We start from the raw sequence: 15,766 nt of genomic DNA, 5'->3' as shown, positions 1-15,766 counted from the left end.
AATGGGCACGGGCGGGACAGCCTTGCGCCATGGCAACGGTGACCTCGACATGGGGCAGTTCCCCCCGCCCTGCCGGGAGCATGATGGCCGTATGCGCCAACGGCCGCATTGAAGGTTCGGTCAGTGGAGGATGCGTGGAAGGTGCCGTGATCGAGGAGGCCCGCACCGCGATGAAAATGGGCCGGCCTGCTTCTCTGTCCTATGGGGTCTCAAGCGATGATGCCTGGGTCGTGGGTCTGGCCTGTGGCGGCCTGCTGGATGTGTATGTGGTCGCCATCCGCAGCCCCGAACACCCACAGGGCACGCTGGAACTGGACATGCTGCAAACCGTGGCCGCAAAACGGCGGGCGCGCATTCCGGTCATCATGGCAACCGAACTGGCAACAGGCCGCACTCACCTGCTTTATTCCAATCCCCCCCGGACCGAACCGGATGCAGACGGGCTGGAGGCCAGACTCCATGCCCGGGCCATGGAAGCCTTTGCAACAGGCCGCAGCCTGCGGTTGGAAGATGATGCGGGCCAGACCACATGGTTCCTCCATCTCGTTCCCATGCAGCCGCGCCTGCTGGTTGTGGGCGCCGTGCATATTGCCCAGGTCCTTGCCCCCATGGCGCAGACAACCGGGTTTGACGTGACCGTGGTTGATCCCCGCACCCAGCTTGCCACGCCCGAGCGCTTTCCGGGCATCACGCTGCATACTGAGTGGCCGGACGAGGCGCTGGAGCAGATGGGGGTCGATAACCAGACCGCCATCGTGACCCTTACCCACGACGCCAAACTTGATGACCCGACCCTGCAATACGCCCTTGGTAGCGACGCCTTCTATATAGGTGCGCTGGGCTCGCGCAAAACCCAGGCTTCCCGCATGGAACGTCTGGCGGCAGCGGGTTTCACGCCCGCGCAGATTGCCCGCATCCATGGTCCCGTTGGGCTTGCCATCGGTGCAGTGGGGGCTGCGGAAATCGCCTTGTCCATCCTGGCCGAAATTGTGGCCGTGCGGCATGACAGACCCTTGGGGCGCATATCGGGCTGGACGTGAGCGGAACCTGCATGCGGGTTGCGGCCATCGTGCTCGCGGCGGGCGCTTCCAGCCGGACGGCACCCACACACAAACTGCTGGCCCCCGATGCAACCGGCCTGCCCATGATCGCTTGCACACTGCGCGCGGTTGCCGCCAGCAGGGCCGACCCGCTTGTTATCGTGTTCGGGCACCGCAGTACCGAAATCCATGCCGCCGCCCTGCGCGGCATCCCGCCCGAACGCGCGCACCTGTGCCTCAGCGCACGCAACCACGGCACGGGCCTTTCACGCACACTGGCAGCCGGCATACAGGCGGCTGGGCAGCATGACGTAGCGGGCGCACTGATCTGCCTGGGTGACATGCCACGGATCACCACTGCCCTGCTCGACCGCATGATTGCAGTCTTTGTCGCCAGTCCAGACCGCCCCGGCGTCATGCCGATTCATGATGGCAGGCGGGGAAACCCGATTTTATGGAACCGCACCCTCTTCCCGGCCCTCATGGAGCAGAAGGGCGATAAAGGGGCACGAGCGCTATTGCAGCAGTATGGGGCGGACATGCTGCGGGTCGAAGCCAGCACGGAAACGGTCGAGGATTTCGATACCCCGGCCCGACTGGTGGATTTCAGCCGTCTTTATACTGGCGGTTGACCTTGGACCGGACCGGCGCGAAGAGAGGAGACAGCACATGTGGACCACCCGCATGCCTGCCAACAAACCAGGACCAGTAACATGAGCAAGATCATCCGTACCGAACCAAACCCCATCCTGTCCAAGGTAGTGGAATATCATGGCTTCCTGTTCACGCAGGGATTCGTGGCGCGTGACCTGTCGGCCGACATCACGGCCCAGACCAAGGATATCCTCGCCCAGATCGACGAGGCACTGGAACTGCATGGCACCGACAACACCCGCCTGCTGCAGGCCCAGATCTGGCTGAAGGACATTAACGACCGGGATGCCCTGAATGCCGTATGGAGCCCGTGGCTGCCCAAGGGCGGTGCCCCTGCCCGTGCCTGCGTGGAAGCCAAGATGGCTCACCCGGACGTGCTGGTCGAAATCATGCTGATCGCCACAAAGTAATACATATGGGGAGACAGAAGAGACCGTGCGAAACATGTCACATTTTTGCAACTTTCCTGTCTCCCCAGAATCATTCCACTTCTGTTCTCCCTGCCTGTTTATGGGCTTTTTATGAGCAGAAAACAGGGAGCGATCGGTCCTAATAAAGAATTTATTCCTATTTTTTTATTAAGATGCCATTTTTGAGTTAAATATGCTGCGTTGCTGTTCATCCTTCACAGCGCAGGCTTGTCAGACTTGCACAGGGCTTGCTACTCGATGAACACGATGTGAGCCGGTTATTAAAGAATCACCCCAATGCGGTGGAGAGATTGTAGAAGATGTGGATCAGAAACCTGAAGCGTGGCGTCCTGCTTTCCGTTCTCAGCGCCACGTTCGGATTCATGTTTTCGGAACAGGGGCATGCACATACCACTACCCGGCATGCCAGCCACATCCATCCCGCTACAGCGCATGCGTCCGCCACGTCACACGGGCGCAGCAATATCCACCATGTGACCACCCGACGCGGGCATGTGCATGAACGCGGGCATGTAATCCAGTGCGTGGCTTTTGCCAAATCCGCATCGGATGTTGAAATCCGCGGCAATGCGGTGGATTGGTGGTATAACGCGGCAGGCCGCTATGCCCGTGGCAGCGCACCGGAAGCAGGCAGCGTGCTCAACTTCCGTGGCACACGCCGCATGCCGCTTGGCCATGTGGCGGTTGTGCGGCAACTGGTCAACAACCGCACCATCATCATTGATCAGTCACATTGGGGTCAGGGCGGCATAAGCCGTGATGTCCCGGTCATTGATGTCTCCCCCAACAATGACTGGTCGGCCGTGCGCGTGGCACTGAACAGCCGCAGCGGTGAATTTGGCAGCATCTATCCCACTTATGGCTTCATCTACGCCCGCCCGGCCACGAGTTCGGACGTGATGCTGACGACATACCAGAAAGCCATGCGCAACCCGACCGTGATGGCGCAGGCACAGACCCGTGGCCGCCACAACAACACGGAAGTGGCGGAAGCCCCCGAGGGCATTGCAGGCCACGCTTCGTCCTCTCTGGCCTATACGGATGATGTGCCGAATCGTTCTCTGCGTTAAGGTTGCAAAACGCTCAGGGCCGCCCGGCGCGGTGATACGGATGGCCTGCTGAAATAGCACGGGCACGATAAAGCTGCTCTGCCAGCATGCCGCGCACCAGCATATGCGGCCATGTCATCTTGCCCAGCGAAAGCGTATGATCGGCGCGCTGTACCACCGGGGCATCAAGCCCTTCGGCTCCACCAATCACGAAACATAATGGCCGTGGGGTTTCCACCCATTGCTCCACCATGCGCGAGAAGGCCAGGCTATCGTAGGTCCGCCCCCCTTCATCCATGGCGACAACAAGCGCGCGCTCGGGTAGAGCGGCCAGAATGGCCTGCCCTTCCCGGCGCTTGATTTCATTGGGAGCACCCCGCCCTTCAGCCAGTTCGGTCAGCTTGATGCGGGGTGAAATCCGGTTGGCGTAGCGCTCGAACAGGTCGCGCTCCACCCGGTCCTTCATGCGGCCAACGGCAATCAGGTGAAACAAGTTTTATTCCACCGGCGTGGGTGGCGCTTCCGGCGGTACATCTAGATCCGCACCCCACATCCGTTCCAGGCCATACAGCGCGCGCGCTTCGGTCTTGAACAGATGTACCACGATGTCGCCCGCATCCAGCAGTACCCAGTCGGAGCCACTGGCTCCTTCGGTACGGATGCGCTTCAGCCCGGCTTCACCCAGCTTGCGGTCGATATGCGCGGCCATGGCCGTGATCTGGCGGTCTGCAAGCCCGGTTGCAATCACCATCCGGTCTGCAAAAGATGCCCGTCCCGTCAGGTCGATCACGACTATATCTTCGGCCTTGTCATCTTCCAGGCTCGTAGTGATGATCTCAAGGAACTGGTCCACGCGCGGGTCGCTTTCACGGGTCTGGGTGGATGTAGGACCAGCCACGGCCGCCTTCTTGCGCGGCGTGCCTGGCACCTGCACGGCACTCCCCAGTGCGCCAGTGGTCACGCGCGGCTGCCCGGCGGGAAGGGTGCTGCCGGTACGGCGCTTGGCGCTGCCCTCGGCTGTAGGCTTTCTGGTTATGGCTGTTACTCCCGTCGGCGGCCGAAACTGGCCTGCGATGCACGTATTTCTGTAGCTGATATAGCGTTCTGTGGCGCGGGAAGGAAGACCCATGCCGGAGGTACGCACTGGGCAAGCGTGCCTGCCTCCCGCGCGGGGTGGCGCCAGCGGGCCAGCACATGAGCAACCTGCCCGTGCAATGCGGCACCATTATAACCCGGCCGCGGCAGGATCGCGAGCGGAACCATGCGGATGAGATCGGGCCAGCGCCGCCACCGCTCCATCTGGGCCAGGCCGTCCGCTCCCATCAGCCAGACAAACCGAACATGCGGGAAAAGCCGTTTCAGGCGCACCAGCGTATCTACCGTATAGCGCGTGCCCAACCGGCTTTCGATATCGGTAGCCACCAGTTTCCTGCCCCCGATACCCCGAATACGCGCCCGCACCCCCGCCAGTCGCTGCGCCAGCGGGGCCATGCCCGCAACTGGCTTGAGCGGGTTGCCCGGCGAAACAAGGAACCAGACCTGATCCAGCCGCAACTGGCGCAATGCCCTGCAGGCCAGTTGGATATGGCCTTCATGCACCGGGTTGAACGACCCGCCCAGCAGGCCCACACGCATGTGCCGCCCGTCACCCCGAGCGGGCAGCGCGCCGCCGCTGCCCCGCAACAAGGTCAGGGCCGGACCTGCCCCGTGCCGATCACTTCGTAACGGTAGGTGGTCAGCTGTTCCAGCCCGACCGGCCCACGGGCATGAAAACGCCCGGTGGCAATGCCGATCTCGGCCCCGAATCCGAACTCCCCCCCATCACAGAACTGGGTAGAGGCATTCCACATCACGACCGCGCTGTCCGTCCCGTTCAGGAAGGTGGCGGCCACCGTGGCGTCTTCCGTCACGATGGCCTCGGTATGTGCGCTGCCATAGCGGGCGATATGGTCCAGCGCGTCCTCCACACCATCCACCACACCAACGGACAGGACGGCATCCAGCCATTCGGTAGCAAAATCGGCGTCCGTTGCCGCTGGCAGGTCGGGTACGATGTCACGCGCACGGGCATCGGCACGGAAGGCGCAGCCACGGGTGGCCAGATCCTCGATCAGGCCGGGCAGGATCTTGGGCGCAATCGCCTGATCCACCAGCAGCGTCTCGGTCGCACCGCATATGCCGGGACGGCGCAGCTTGGCGTTGAGCACAATGCGCCGCGCCATTTCAAGGTCAGCTGCCGCATGCACATAGGTGTGGCACAGCCCTTCCGCATGGGCGAGCACCGGCACGCGGGCTTCCGCACAAACCCGCTCGACCAGCGACTTGCCGCCACGGGGAATGATAAGGTCGATCAGTCCGGCAGCCCCCAGCATGGAGGCCACATGCGCACGGTCAGCATCGGGCGGGATCTGCACGCAGTCCATCGGCAGACCGGCAGTCTTCAGCCCGGCCTGCATGGCGGCGTGGATCACCCGCGCGCTGTTCAGGCTGTCCGACCCACCACGCAGGATGACCGCATTACCGGACTTGATGCACAGAGCAGCAGCATCGGCCCCCACATTGGGGCGACTTTCATAGATCATGCCGATCACCCCCACCGGGGTGGCGACGCGGCGGATACGCAATCCATTGGGTCGGTCCCACTCCGCCATGACATGACCCACAGGGTCCGGCAGGGCAGCCACCTGCTCCAGTCCACGCGCCATGGCCTCGACCCGTTCGGGGTTGAGCGTCAGCCGGTCACGAAATGCGGCAGCCCCGGTAAAGGCCGCCAGATCACGCGCATTGGCCGCCAGCAGTTCGGGCTGGGCGGCACGCATGGCGGCAGCAGCGGCTGTCAGGGCATCATTACGGGTTGCCGTCGCACTGCGGGCCAGCACACGACCGGCCTTGCGGGCGGCAAGCGCCATGGTGCGGACCACGTCCGGCTGCGGTGCATCAGCCCGCACGGGGGTTGCAACAGCCTTATCCATGATCCGTTACTCCTTACAAAATGACTGAACCGGGGCGTCCTGTATCAAACATTAAAGCGGAACAGCAGGACATCCCCGTCCTGTACCACGTAGTCCCGCCCTTCAATGCGCAGCTTGCCCGCTTCACGCGCGCCCGCTTCACCATTGCAGGCGATATAGTCATCATAGGCGATGGTTTCACAGGCAATGAAGCCACGCTCGAAATCATTGTGAATGACAGCGGCGGCCTGCGGGGCCTTCGTGCCTTCGGTAATGGTCCAGGCCCGTGTTTCCTTGGGACCTACGGTAAAGTAGGTGCCCAAGCCCAGCAGGCGGTAGCCAGCCGCGATCACACGATCCAGCCCGCTATCCTTCAGGCCGAGGCCTTCGAGGAATTCCACACGGTCTTCCGCGCCAAGCTGGCTGACCTCAGCCTCGATAGCTGCGGAGACAACAACCATCGCCGCCCCTTCCGCTTCGGCGCGGGCGCGTACGCGCTCGGAAAATTCGTTGCCGGTGGCAGCCGAACCTTCATCCACATTGCACACATACAGCACGGGCTTGGATGTCATGAGCTGGAGGCGGCGCACCGCTTCCTCCTGCCCTGCCGGGATCGCCTCACGTGCGGGCCGACCTTCGCGCAGCGCCTCGATCAGCGGTTCCATCAGTTCGACCTGGGCTGCGGCCTCGCGGTCATTACCACGCGCTTTCTTTTGCAACGCCACGATCCGCTTTTCCAGCGATTCAAGGTCGGCCAGCATCAGTTCGGTCTCGATGATCTCCGCATCACGGATGGGATCGACACCCCCTTCGACATGCGTGATGTCGTCATCTTCAAAACAGCGCAGCACATGGATGATCGCATCTACTTCGCGGATATTGGCCAGGAACTGGTTGCCTAGCCCCTCCCCACGTGAGGCACCGCGCACCAAGCCCGCGATATCAACGAATTCAAGGCTGGTTGGCAGGATCTTCTGCGATTTTCCAATACGCGCCAGATTGGCCAGTCGCGCATCGGGCACCGCCACGCGGCCCACATTGGGCTCGATGGTGCAGAACGGATAGTTCGCGGCCTGCGCCGATGCGGTCTCGGTCAGGGCATTGAACAGCGTCGATTTGCCCACATTCGGCAGGCCCACGATGCCACAGTTAAAGCCCATACGCCCTTACTCCCCGGCCTGCGCGGCCATTCTTGTCATGAACAGTTCCGGCTCGCCTCCTGCCAGCAGCACAGCCTCATCAGCCAGCGTATCAAGCATCGGGTCAAGCCACTCGTGGTCCGCGCGGGAAAAATCACCCAGCACATGGCCTGTCACACGCTCGCGGCTGCCGGGATGCCCGATGCCAAGCCGCACGCGCCAGTATTCTTTCGTGCCCAGCATGCGGTCCATCGACCGCAGGCCATTATGCCCCGCAGCCCCGCCGCCACGCTTTACACGGATGCGCCCGGGAGCCAGGTCAAGTTCATCATGGAATGCCGTGATGGATTCGGCTGGCAGCTTGTAGAAGGCCGCCGCCTGCTGAACACTCTCACCCGAGAGGTTCATGTAGGTCATGGGCTTGAGCAGCAGCACCTTGTGCCGCCCGACCATGCCTTCGGCCACCTCCCCACGGAAGCGCCTGCGCCACGGGGAAAACCCGTGGCGCCCGGCAATCCGGTCCACCGCCATGAACCCGACATTATGACGATTCCGGCTCATCCCCGGCTCGGGGTTACCAAGACCGGTCCAGAGCAGCATCGTTTATCTCCTGTCATATTCGCGGCGGTGGGGGTGGATCAGCCCTCGGCTTCTGCCTCGCCTTCGGCGGCTTCGGCGTCTTCATCAACGCTGGGCGGTGCCACATTGACGATGACGAAGTTGTTGTCATGCAGCACGGGGGTCACGTTTTCCGTGCCCTTCAGGTCTGCCCAGCGCACGTTGTCGTGGAAGTCGAGCTTGGACAGGTCGGCAGTGAAGAACTCGGGGATGTTGGCCGGATCAACCACAACGTCCACCGTGTGACGGACGATGTTCATCACGCCACCGCGCTTCACACCGGGGGAGACTTCTTCACCCTCGAAGCGGATTTCCACTTCCACATGCACCTTGTGGCCTGCGGCCAGACGCTGGTAGTCCACATGGATCGGCGCGTCAGACACGGGGTGCAGCTGCACTTCACGCAGCAGGGCGTGCACGGATACGCCCTTTTCCACGGAAATATCATAGATGCGCGACCGCCAGCCGGACTTGTGCAGTTCACGGCGGACGATACGGGGGTCAAGCGCGATCAGGACGGGTTCCTGGCCTGCGCCATAGATAACACCGGGCACGAGCCCGGCACGCCTCGTTGCACGCGCTGCCCCCTTACCAGCCTTCGCGCGCGAAGAGACTTCGATTTTCGTGAATTTGGTCACTTGTCTGCTCCTGAAACAAAAGCGCGCAGGCCTCCAGGGGTGCCAGCGCGTGCGCGGCCTTTAACGGAAAACCGCGCCTGATGCAATCACCCCCGGCCTTCGCGCCCGGTTTTTCAGGAAAGGGCGCTCAGGCTCCAGACCGGCGTGGGGCCAGGTTCGGCCCACATCGGCGTGGCATTGGGCAGACGCACATTAGGCTTGAGGTGCATGGCCGCGCGCAGGGCGCGGAACATGGCGCCATGGCAGACGATCAGCGGCACGCCCTCATGCTCCAGCGCGCGGTTGACGGCCGAGACCGCGCGTTCGCGCAGGTCGGCAAAGCTTTCGCCATTGGGGGGGGTGTACTCGCCTGCGATCCAGCTGTCGTACCATGTGCCCATCGGCTTGCCTTCCTCGTCACCGAAGCAGACTTCCTTCAGCCCGTCATCCAGCGCCACTTCAAAGCGGGGCGCACCGTGGGCGGCAAGCTGGTCGGCCACGATCTCGGCCGTGCGGCGCGCGCGCACCAGCGGCGAGGACACAATGCGCACGATCGGCGCATGATCGCGCCAGTGCCGTGCCAGCAGCAGGCCCGCCGCCTCTGCCTGCGCGATTCCGGTGGCATTGAGCGGAATGTCCGTGCGCCCCTGTGAGCGGCCCTGTGCATTCCAGTCAGTCTCCCCATGGCGCAGATACCAGTAGGGCCGGGAAATCAGGTCGGTCATGGGGCGTTCCTTCTATGTGCAACCTCTTGGTGGGTAACGCCGGGCAGCGGCTACGGTCAATGCCGCCTTCAGTCAAACAGCGAGGAGACCGAGCTTTCATCCGAAATGGCCTGCATGGCGCGCGAAATCAGGGCCGCCGTGCTGATCTGGCGAATATTGGCCGAGTCCTTCACCGCCTGGGTCGCCACGATGCTGTCGGTCAGGGTCAGCATCCCCAACGGCGACTGCCCTATGCGGCTGACCGCGCTGCCGGTCAGCACGCCGTGGGTCACGTAGGCTTCCACCGCTGCGGCGCCGTGTTTCATCAGGGCTTCGGCCGCGTTGCACAGCGAGCCGCCGCTATCGACAATATCATCCACCAGAACGCAATAGCGCCCCCGCACATCACCGATCACGTTCATGACTTCGGACACACCGGCGCGCTCACGACGCTTGTCGATAATGGCAAGGTCAACATTTAGCCGCTGCGCCAACTGCCGCGCACGCACCACGCCTCCCACATCGGGCGAAACGATCATGAGGTTGTGGGGACCACCGGCAATGTCCATCGGCGGGGCCTCATAAGGCAGCGGGGGTTCGCCCTGCAGCTTCATGCGGCCGCGAATATCGCGCGTGAACAGAGGGGCAGCATACAGGTTGTCCACCGGAATATCGAAGAAACCCTGGATCTGCATGGCATGCAGATCCATGGTCAGCACGCGGTTCGCACCCGCTTCAACCAGAATGTTGGCAACCAGCTTGGCGCTGATGGGCGTGCGGGGACCGGATTTGCGGTCCTGCCGGGCATAGCCAAAATATGGCATGACCGCCGTGATGCGCCGTGCCGAACCCCGACGCAGCGCATCGAGCATGATCAGCAGTTCCATCAGGTTGTCGTTGGTGGGCGAACAGGTGCTCTGGATCACGAACACATCCTCGCCGCGCACGTTCTCGTGGATCTCGACAAAGATTTCCATATCGGCAAAGCGCCGCACGGTCGCATTGCAAAGCGGCAGACCCAGCTCCATCGCGACCTTTTCGGCCAGAGGCAGGTTGCTGTTACAGGCGACAATTTTCATCGTGTGGCGCTCCCGGGCGGCGATCAGGCGATGGGGCACCTGTTTTTTGCGCCCCTGTTCCTTAATGTGCCGCCTTCTAACAACCGGCACATGGACTGTCACCTGTCTATGCTGGGCAGTTGCCGCACATCAGCCCGTCGTTGCGTATCCGTCACACCGGTCCGCGCCGTGGCGGCAGGGTCACGCCGGGAAAGGGTCGCGTCGCCACGGGCGGGGTGGCGGGCATAGGCGTGCCATGGATCTCCTGCGGGGCGGCGGCATTCGTTTCAGGAGTGGAAACAACCGTAGCGCTGGGCATGGGTGGCCAGCCATCGGCCTGTCGTGCAGCCGGAACCGCAGGCCGGGCGGTCGCCAACCTGGTCCGGGATGCGGGTGCTACGGCGGGAGTGGACGCCACCATGGGTACCGGGGCAGCGGCGGGCGCAACCGGTGCCGCCGGACTGACAACCGGTTTTGCAATCATTTCCGGCGCAACCGCAGCACGCGGTGCAATTACCGGCGTGCTCGAAGCCACCGGGGCTTTCACCGCCGCCGGAAGCACGGGCGCAGACGGCACGGACGCGCCTGCGGCCGGGACCACGGGCGTACTGGCAACAGGCAACGTGGCGGTTGGCATGGTCGCGCCTGCTACGACCTGACGGGACTCGACAGACGTAGCGCGCGCGGACTGTGACGCAACGAACCGCGCTGGTGCGGCCTGCGATGGGGTTGCCACCGGCTGCGCGCCCAGCGTGCCATCCGCAGCTAGCGGCAGGTTCGCCCGGCCGGAATAGCGCGTTATGATCTGGCGGGCAGCACCAGCGGCCTCATCAGCGGCAGTGACCGCCACCTCTCCCCACTTTTTGTCAAGCGAATGGGCCGCGATATCATGGATCTGGGTGGCGGCACCTGCCTCCTTGCCCTGTGCATCGACCACCTGCCATGTCAGCACGATATGCTGCTGGGGGTTCAGCGAGGTCGTCGTGACCGCATCATTAAGCACCACGGAGCAGCGCACGGTGTAATCGGCCCCAGTGGCTGTATGGCGGATATCCTCATGCGCATCGGGGAAAGCGGCGATAAAGGCCTGCGCCAAGGCATGGTCGCCATCACCCGGTGCGCCGTGCACACCAGCAAAATAGACATGCGCGGGGCGGTTCTTGAGACTGTTGGGGTCCTTTTGCATCTGGGCGGCCTGGATACCGGTCAGCAATTCAGCCACACCCGGTGCCGCCCCCTGTGCTGAACGCGCGACGGCCTGCCCGTCGGCTGCCTGCCACTGGGCGGCGGGAACGGGAGCGCCTTCCATATGGCCGCGTTCCTCTCCCTTGGGGGTGATGACGGCATAGGTCGGCACAACCGCACCATTACGGGCGGCGGTGGTCATTTTCAGCCACCAGTCCCCAGGACGCACAGGCTGGCCCATGGCGGGCACGGACTGCGCCAGCAGGGCCTCGACCATAGCGTGTTGCCAGATCTGCGTGGCTTGCGCGTCCGTGCCCGAGGCGGTCGAGACCGGCACCGCCAGCCGCGCGGTCGGTGCCTGTGCCGCACTGCCCGCGCCGGTGGGGCGGAAGGGGTGCGGCATGCTCATGCAGCCACCAAGGGCACCAAGTGCAACAACGGCTGACACCATGACCAGCCGCCGGGCAGAAACTTCTGACATCATGATCCTATCTATATCGCCCGGCAGGCAATAACGGAAATCTGGTGGCCGATCGGGCCCCCACCGGCCAGCGTGCGGCGACGATGGCTGAAAAACCGAGCTTCATCGTGCAGGGTGTCGAGTCCCACCGCGGCAGCCTGCCCCACCCCGCAGCGCTCCAGTCGCCCCACGCAGTAGCCGGGCAGGTCGAACATGAAGTGATCCTTCCGCACGGCGGGCACGAAAAAGCGGGTGGCGGATGCATCGCACGCCAGCACCGCATCACGCATGTCCGGCCCCACCTCGTAACTATGGGGGGCGATGCAGGGACCGACCACGGCGCTGATCCCATCGGCCGCACAGCCCAGCGCACCCATGGCGGCCACCACCGACTCCACAATACCGCCACATGCCCCGCGCCAGCCCGCATGTGCTGCCCCCACCACCGTGCCGTGCGCATTGCTGAACAGGATGGGCGCGCAGTCAGCAGTAATTACCCCCAGTGCGAGGCCGGGCTGGCTTGTTACCAGACCGTCCCCCTCCGGCCCGGCACCTGTCGCCCATGGGCCGGTGACACTCAGGGTTCGCGCGCCATGCACCTGTGTCAGGCCCAGCAGATGCTCAAGCGGCACGCCTACGTACTGCGCCACCCGGCGGCGGTTCTCACGCAGTGCTTCGGGAGTATCGGCCGAGCGGGTAGAACAGTTCAGGCTGGCATACGGGCCGGTAGACACACCGCCCTGACGGGTAAAGAACCCGTGCCGGGCGGCAGCCAGCAGCGGCGCGCGCACGACCTGTGCATCCGTTATGGCGCTGTCCGTCATCATCATGTTCCCCTGTTGGGCGCGACCTCAGTCCCACGCCTGCCCGCAAAGCCGGGCAATCCGCCGACCAGCCCCGCCGAAAGCCCGAGCACGCGAAAAAGCTGGCCCATGTGCTCCGGCGCTGCAAGTCTTGCCGCTGCCACCCGCGTCTGTGCCGCCTGCCGTGGTGCCGCACGTTCAAGCTGGGCGCAGCGCGCGGCAAGCCCGAGTGCGGCCAGAAATGGTCCCTGCGGCACGCTGCCCCATATATCCACCCCCCCACACTGCGCGGCCCGCTGCGCGATGGAGCGGAAATCGACATGGGCGGTCAGGTCCGCCGTGCCGGGATCATGCAGCGGGTCTGCCGGGCGCCCACCGCGCAGGGCCTGCAGGCTGTCACCCCAGGCGGGGGCGTCGTAACCGTAATCAATCAGCAACGCCGCACCTGATGCGTGCCCCAGACGGGTGGCAAGAGCCTGTGTGAAGTCCAGCGCGGGCTGGCAGGTTTCCAGCACGTCCCCTTCTGGCACCGCGCGCGTGCCTGCCGGGTGATCGGGCGGAAAGGACACAGGCACCGCCACGAATGCACCATGCCGTACAAACCGTTCCGCCCAGCCCCCTACCCGCCGGATGAACTGGCGGATGGGCAGTGCATCAAGGAATTCATTAGCCAGGAAAATCATCGGGCCATCGGGCACGGTGGCAAGGCTGTCATGCCAGCACACGGGCACAGGGGCCATGCCATCCAGCGCGCGGGCCTGTATGCCGCGCAAGCGGGGCGAGGTCTCGATCAGGTGCAGCCGGGCGGCAGTGTGACAGTCCGGGGCCACGCGGCGCACAAGGCGCAGCGCATCGGCCATGAGCGTACCCCGCCCCGGCCCGGCCTCAACCAGAACAAAGGGGTCCGGCCTGCCAAGCTGCGCCCATACAGCGGCTGTCCATGCGCCCAGCAGTTCACCAAAAACCTGTGATATTTCGGGCGACGTGATGAAATCGGCAAACGGGTCACACCCCGCGTAGTAGGCGGCATTGGCCCGGGCCATGAAATGGTCCAGGCGTTCGGCCGCACCACTCACCGTGAGATCCTGCCATCCGCCTGCGCCGCATCGGGTTCGGCCATGACGGATGTGCGTGCGGGCCGCAGGCAGGCATTGAGCATCAGCCCCGCGCCGCCAATGGCCATGGGCACGCACAGCACCTGCCCCATGGTTACGCCAAAGGGCAGGAAGCCAATGAAGGCATCGGGTTCACGGAAGCATTCACACACCGTGCGCGCCACCGCATAACCGAACAGGAACAGCCCCGCGATGAAGCCCGGATGCTGGCGCGCGCGCAGGCTGCGCGATACACACCACAGCACGACAAAAAGCACCAGCCCTTCGGCAAATGCCTCATACAGTTCGGAAGGATGACGCGGTTGTGGCCCGGCATCGGGAAAGATCATGGCCCATGGCAGGGAATCGGATGCAGGCCGCCCCCACAGTTCGCCGTTGATGAAGTTGGCGATGCGCCCCAGCCCCAGCCCGATGGGCACTACGGTCGTGATCCGATCCGAAAAGGCAAGGAAACTCAGCTTGTTAAGCCGCGTAAATACGATCAGCGCAATGATCACCCCGGCCGCCCCGCCATGGAACGACATGCCACCGTGCCAGACCTGCAGGATATTGAGCGGATGGGCCAGATAATAGCCCGGCTGATAGAACAGGATGTAGCCAAGCCGCCCCCCCAGCACCACGCCCAGCGTTGCCCATGTCAGGAAGTCATCCACCTGCACGGTGGTCGCGGCGCGTGGCGGCAGGGCCACCAGGTGGCGCGCAATCCGCCACCCCGCCACCAGGGCGACGATATAGGCCATGGCATACCAGCGTATGACCAGCGGCCCGAAATGGACCATTACCGGATCGAACTGCGGAAAGATCAGGACAGGCAGCATCGGCCCACTTTCATGTCAAGGTTGTGGTGCATCGGGCACGATGCCCGGCGATAGGGGCCTAGAGATAGGGATCGGGACGGGCAAGGTAGCTCTGCACATAATGACTCACGCCATCCTCCAGCGTGGTGAAGGCGCGTGTGTATCCTGCCGCCCTGAGCCTGCGCATGTCCGCACAGGTAAAGGACTGGTACTGCCCACGCAGGCTCTCGGGCATGTCAATGAATTCGATCTGGCGGGCCACCCCCGCCGCATCGCACACCGCGTGCGCCAGATCGACATAGGTGCGCGCAACACCCGTGCCACAGTTGAACAGCCCGCTGACATGGCGGTGCTCAAGCAGCCAGAGCATGACATCCACCACATCGCCCACCCATATGAAATCACGCGCCTGCGCCCCATCGGCCAGGCCCGGCACATCGGAGCGGAACAGGCGCAGGGGCTGGTCCGCGCGCGCCTCGTCATACTTGACCCTGACCACCGAGATCATGCGCCCCTTGTGGTACTCGTTGGGGCCATACACGTTGAAGAATTTCAGGCCCGCCCAGGACAGACCGGGCAACTCGCCCCTGCCCAGCCGGTGCAGCAGGTTACTGTCGAATGCCTGCTTGGACCAGCCATACAGGTTAAGCGGGCTGAGTCGGTCCACCCCCGCCGGGTCATCACTGAACTGCTCCACCCGGTCCGCAGCGCCATAGGTGGCAGCGGAGGAGGCATAGATGAAACGCACGCCTGCCTGCGCGCACCACTCGGCCAACTGCATCGACAGGTCTACATTGGTACGCCAGACCAGATCGCCATCCGTAGCCGTGGTCTCGCTTATCGCGCCGAGATGGATCACTGCCTCCACATCCGGGCCGGTGGCAAGCCATGCCGCCAGCGCCTCGGGGGCGATGATCCGGGCGGGAGCGTGGTGACGCAGGTTGCGCCACTTGCCCGCGCTGCCCAGCCAGTCCACCACCACCGTCTCCACGCCGCGCGCATGAAGTGCCTCCTGCATGCACGAACCGATAAAGCCCGCGCCCCCCGTAATCACGATCACTGTCCCGCGCCCCGCCTGTTGCCTGGAAGTTGCCTGTCGTCTGGAAGTTGATGGTAGCAGCCTGTGCACGACCACGACTATCGTG

The 15,766-nt window shown here is 63.8% G+C and carries 18 protein-coding genes (1 of these 18 only partly in view); 4 read left to right on the top strand and 14 right to left on the bottom strand.

Features of this window, described 5'->3' with window-relative positions; genetic code table 11:
- The 4 genes from GLX_RS11555 to GLX_RS11540 all read left to right on the top strand — a co-directional run.
- A protein-coding gene (locus GLX_RS11555) for an XdhC family protein (RefSeq protein WP_014106133.1) crosses the window boundary here: on the top strand, nucleotides 1-1,040 show its 3' portion. Its footprint begins 46 nt before the window's first position; the window shows 1,040 of its 1,086 coding nt (coding positions 47-1,086); its start codon lies off the left edge, out of view; the stop codon is at nucleotides 1,038-1,040.
- Nucleotides 1,037-1,672 carry a nucleotidyltransferase family protein gene (locus tag GLX_RS11550; protein ID WP_014106132.1) on the top strand — a complete coding sequence of 212 codons (636 nt, stop codon included), beginning with the start codon at nucleotides 1,037-1,039 and terminating at the stop codon, nucleotides 1,670-1,672. Before GLX_RS11555 ends, GLX_RS11550 begins: the two co-directional genes overlap by 4 nt.
- Nucleotides 1,673-1,753: 81 nt before the next feature.
- Nucleotides 1,754-2,104 carry a RidA family protein gene (locus GLX_RS11545; RefSeq protein ID WP_014106131.1) on the top strand — a complete coding sequence of 117 codons (351 nt, stop codon included), beginning with the start codon at nucleotides 1,754-1,756 and terminating at the stop codon, nucleotides 2,102-2,104.
- A gap of 320 nt (nucleotides 2,105-2,424) precedes the next feature.
- A complete protein-coding gene (locus tag GLX_RS11540; protein WP_014106130.1) occupies nucleotides 2,425-3,195 on the top strand; it encodes a CHAP domain-containing protein in 771 nt (256 codons plus the stop codon).
- 13 nt (nucleotides 3,196-3,208) lie between these two features.
- On the opposite strand, the gene GLX_RS11535 is transcribed toward GLX_RS11540, so the two are convergent.
- The 14 genes from GLX_RS11535 to rfaD form a co-directional block, all read right to left on the bottom strand.
- Nucleotides 3,209-3,667, bottom strand: coding sequence for a 23S rRNA (pseudouridine(1915)-N(3))-methyltransferase RlmH (locus tag GLX_RS11535; protein ID WP_014106129.1), 459 nt, complete (start codon nucleotides 3,665-3,667; stop codon nucleotides 3,209-3,211).
- Nucleotides 3,668-3,670: 3 nt separating this feature from the next.
- On the bottom strand, nucleotides 3,671-4,135 hold the full coding sequence (gene rsfS, locus GLX_RS11530) for a ribosome silencing factor (protein WP_014106128.1): 465 nt from the start codon (nucleotides 4,133-4,135) through the stop codon (nucleotides 3,671-3,673).
- 80 nt (nucleotides 4,136-4,215) lie between these two features.
- The gene (locus tag GLX_RS11525) at nucleotides 4,216-4,809 is read right to left on the bottom strand and encodes a nicotinate-nucleotide adenylyltransferase (protein ID WP_148268674.1); all 594 of its coding nucleotides are present in this window, start codon (nucleotides 4,807-4,809) and stop codon (nucleotides 4,216-4,218) included.
- Nucleotides 4,810-4,862: 53 nt separating this feature from the next.
- Nucleotides 4,863-6,146, bottom strand: coding sequence for a glutamate-5-semialdehyde dehydrogenase (locus GLX_RS11520; RefSeq protein ID WP_014106126.1), 1,284 nt, complete (start codon nucleotides 6,144-6,146; stop codon nucleotides 4,863-4,865).
- A gap of 44 nt (nucleotides 6,147-6,190) precedes the next feature.
- A complete protein-coding gene (ychF, locus tag GLX_RS11515) occupies nucleotides 6,191-7,285 on the bottom strand; it encodes a redox-regulated ATPase YchF (RefSeq protein ID WP_014106125.1) in 1,095 nt (364 codons plus the stop codon).
- A gap of 6 nt (nucleotides 7,286-7,291) precedes the next feature.
- Nucleotides 7,292-7,864 (bottom strand): aminoacyl-tRNA hydrolase, encoded by a 573-nt coding sequence (pth, locus tag GLX_RS11510; protein ID WP_014106124.1) that lies wholly within the window; start codon nucleotides 7,862-7,864, stop codon nucleotides 7,292-7,294.
- A 38-nt stretch (nucleotides 7,865-7,902) separates the two neighbouring features.
- Nucleotides 7,903-8,520 carry a 50S ribosomal protein L25/general stress protein Ctc gene (locus tag GLX_RS11505; RefSeq protein WP_014106123.1) on the bottom strand — a complete coding sequence of 206 codons (618 nt, stop codon included), beginning with the start codon at nucleotides 8,518-8,520 and terminating at the stop codon, nucleotides 7,903-7,905.
- 113 nt (nucleotides 8,521-8,633) lie between these two features.
- Nucleotides 8,634-9,224 carry a histidine phosphatase family protein gene (locus tag GLX_RS11500; protein ID WP_014106122.1) on the bottom strand — a complete coding sequence of 197 codons (591 nt, stop codon included), beginning with the start codon at nucleotides 9,222-9,224 and terminating at the stop codon, nucleotides 8,634-8,636.
- A 68-nt stretch (nucleotides 9,225-9,292) separates the two neighbouring features.
- Nucleotides 9,293-10,282 carry a ribose-phosphate pyrophosphokinase gene (locus GLX_RS11495; RefSeq protein ID WP_014106121.1) on the bottom strand — a complete coding sequence of 330 codons (990 nt, stop codon included), beginning with the start codon at nucleotides 10,280-10,282 and terminating at the stop codon, nucleotides 9,293-9,295.
- A 151-nt stretch (nucleotides 10,283-10,433) separates the two neighbouring features.
- The gene (locus GLX_RS11490; RefSeq protein WP_014106120.1) at nucleotides 10,434-11,930 is read right to left on the bottom strand and encodes a hypothetical protein; all 1,497 of its coding nucleotides are present in this window, start codon (nucleotides 11,928-11,930) and stop codon (nucleotides 10,434-10,436) included.
- A gap of 8 nt (nucleotides 11,931-11,938) precedes the next feature.
- Complete coding sequence (gene pgeF / locus GLX_RS11485; protein WP_041247379.1) at nucleotides 11,939-12,733, bottom strand: peptidoglycan editing factor PgeF; 795 nt, start codon at nucleotides 12,731-12,733, stop codon at nucleotides 11,939-11,941.
- Nucleotides 12,733-13,785, bottom strand: coding sequence for a class I SAM-dependent methyltransferase (locus tag GLX_RS11480; RefSeq protein WP_014106118.1), 1,053 nt, complete (start codon nucleotides 13,783-13,785; stop codon nucleotides 12,733-12,735). The genes pgeF and GLX_RS11480 overlap by 1 nt, the downstream gene beginning before the upstream one ends.
- A complete protein-coding gene (gene lgt, locus GLX_RS11475) occupies nucleotides 13,782-14,642 on the bottom strand; it encodes a prolipoprotein diacylglyceryl transferase (RefSeq protein ID WP_014106117.1) in 861 nt (286 codons plus the stop codon). Before lgt ends, GLX_RS11480 begins: the two co-directional genes overlap by 4 nt.
- A 58-nt stretch (nucleotides 14,643-14,700) precedes the next feature.
- A complete protein-coding gene (gene rfaD / locus GLX_RS11470) occupies nucleotides 14,701-15,681 on the bottom strand; it encodes an ADP-glyceromanno-heptose 6-epimerase (RefSeq protein WP_014106116.1) in 981 nt (326 codons plus the stop codon).
- Nucleotides 15,682-15,766: the final 85 nt, after the last annotated feature.

The sequence above is a fragment of the Komagataeibacter medellinensis NBRC 3288 genome (genome assembly GCF_000182745.2).
GTDB classification, from domain to species: domain Bacteria; phylum Pseudomonadota; class Alphaproteobacteria; order Acetobacterales; family Acetobacteraceae; genus Komagataeibacter; species Komagataeibacter medellinensis.
Note: the sequence above shows the minus strand (reverse complement) of the source record. Positions and strands in the feature narration are given on the sequence as shown.

Excerpts from the sequence above, each read along its gene's own strand:
- GLX_RS11500 (WP_014106122.1), bottom strand. The coding sequence starts at position 9,224 with ATGACCGACCTGATTTCCCGGCCCTACTGGTATCTGCGCCATGGGGAG.
- GLX_RS11490 (WP_014106120.1), bottom strand. The coding sequence starts at position 11,930 with ATGATGTCAGAAGTTTCTGCCCGGCGGCTGGTCATGGTGTCAGCCGTT.
- GLX_RS11520 (WP_014106126.1), bottom strand. The coding sequence starts at position 6,146 with ATGGATAAGGCTGTTGCAACCCCCGTGCGGGCTGATGCACCGCAGCCG.
- GLX_RS11545 (WP_014106131.1), top strand. The coding sequence starts at position 1,754 with ATGAGCAAGATCATCCGTACCGAACCAAACCCCATCCTGTCCAAGGTA.
- ychF (WP_014106125.1), bottom strand. The coding sequence starts at position 7,285 with ATGGGCTTTAACTGTGGCATCGTGGGCCTGCCGAATGTGGGCAAATCG.
- pth (WP_014106124.1), bottom strand. The coding sequence starts at position 7,864 with ATGCTGCTCTGGACCGGTCTTGGTAACCCCGAGCCGGGGATGAGCCGG.
- pgeF (WP_041247379.1), bottom strand. The coding sequence starts at position 12,733 with ATGATGACGGACAGCGCCATAACGGATGCACAGGTCGTGCGCGCGCCG.
- GLX_RS11495 (WP_014106121.1), bottom strand. The coding sequence starts at position 10,282 with ATGAAAATTGTCGCCTGTAACAGCAACCTGCCTCTGGCCGAAAAGGTC.
- GLX_RS11540 (WP_014106130.1), top strand. The coding sequence starts at position 2,425 with ATGTGGATCAGAAACCTGAAGCGTGGCGTCCTGCTTTCCGTTCTCAGC.
- lgt (WP_014106117.1), bottom strand. The coding sequence starts at position 14,642 with ATGCTGCCTGTCCTGATCTTTCCGCAGTTCGATCCGGTAATGGTCCAT.
- GLX_RS11525 (WP_148268674.1), bottom strand. The coding sequence starts at position 4,809 with ATGCGTGTGGGCCTGCTGGGCGGGTCGTTCAACCCGGTGCATGAAGGC.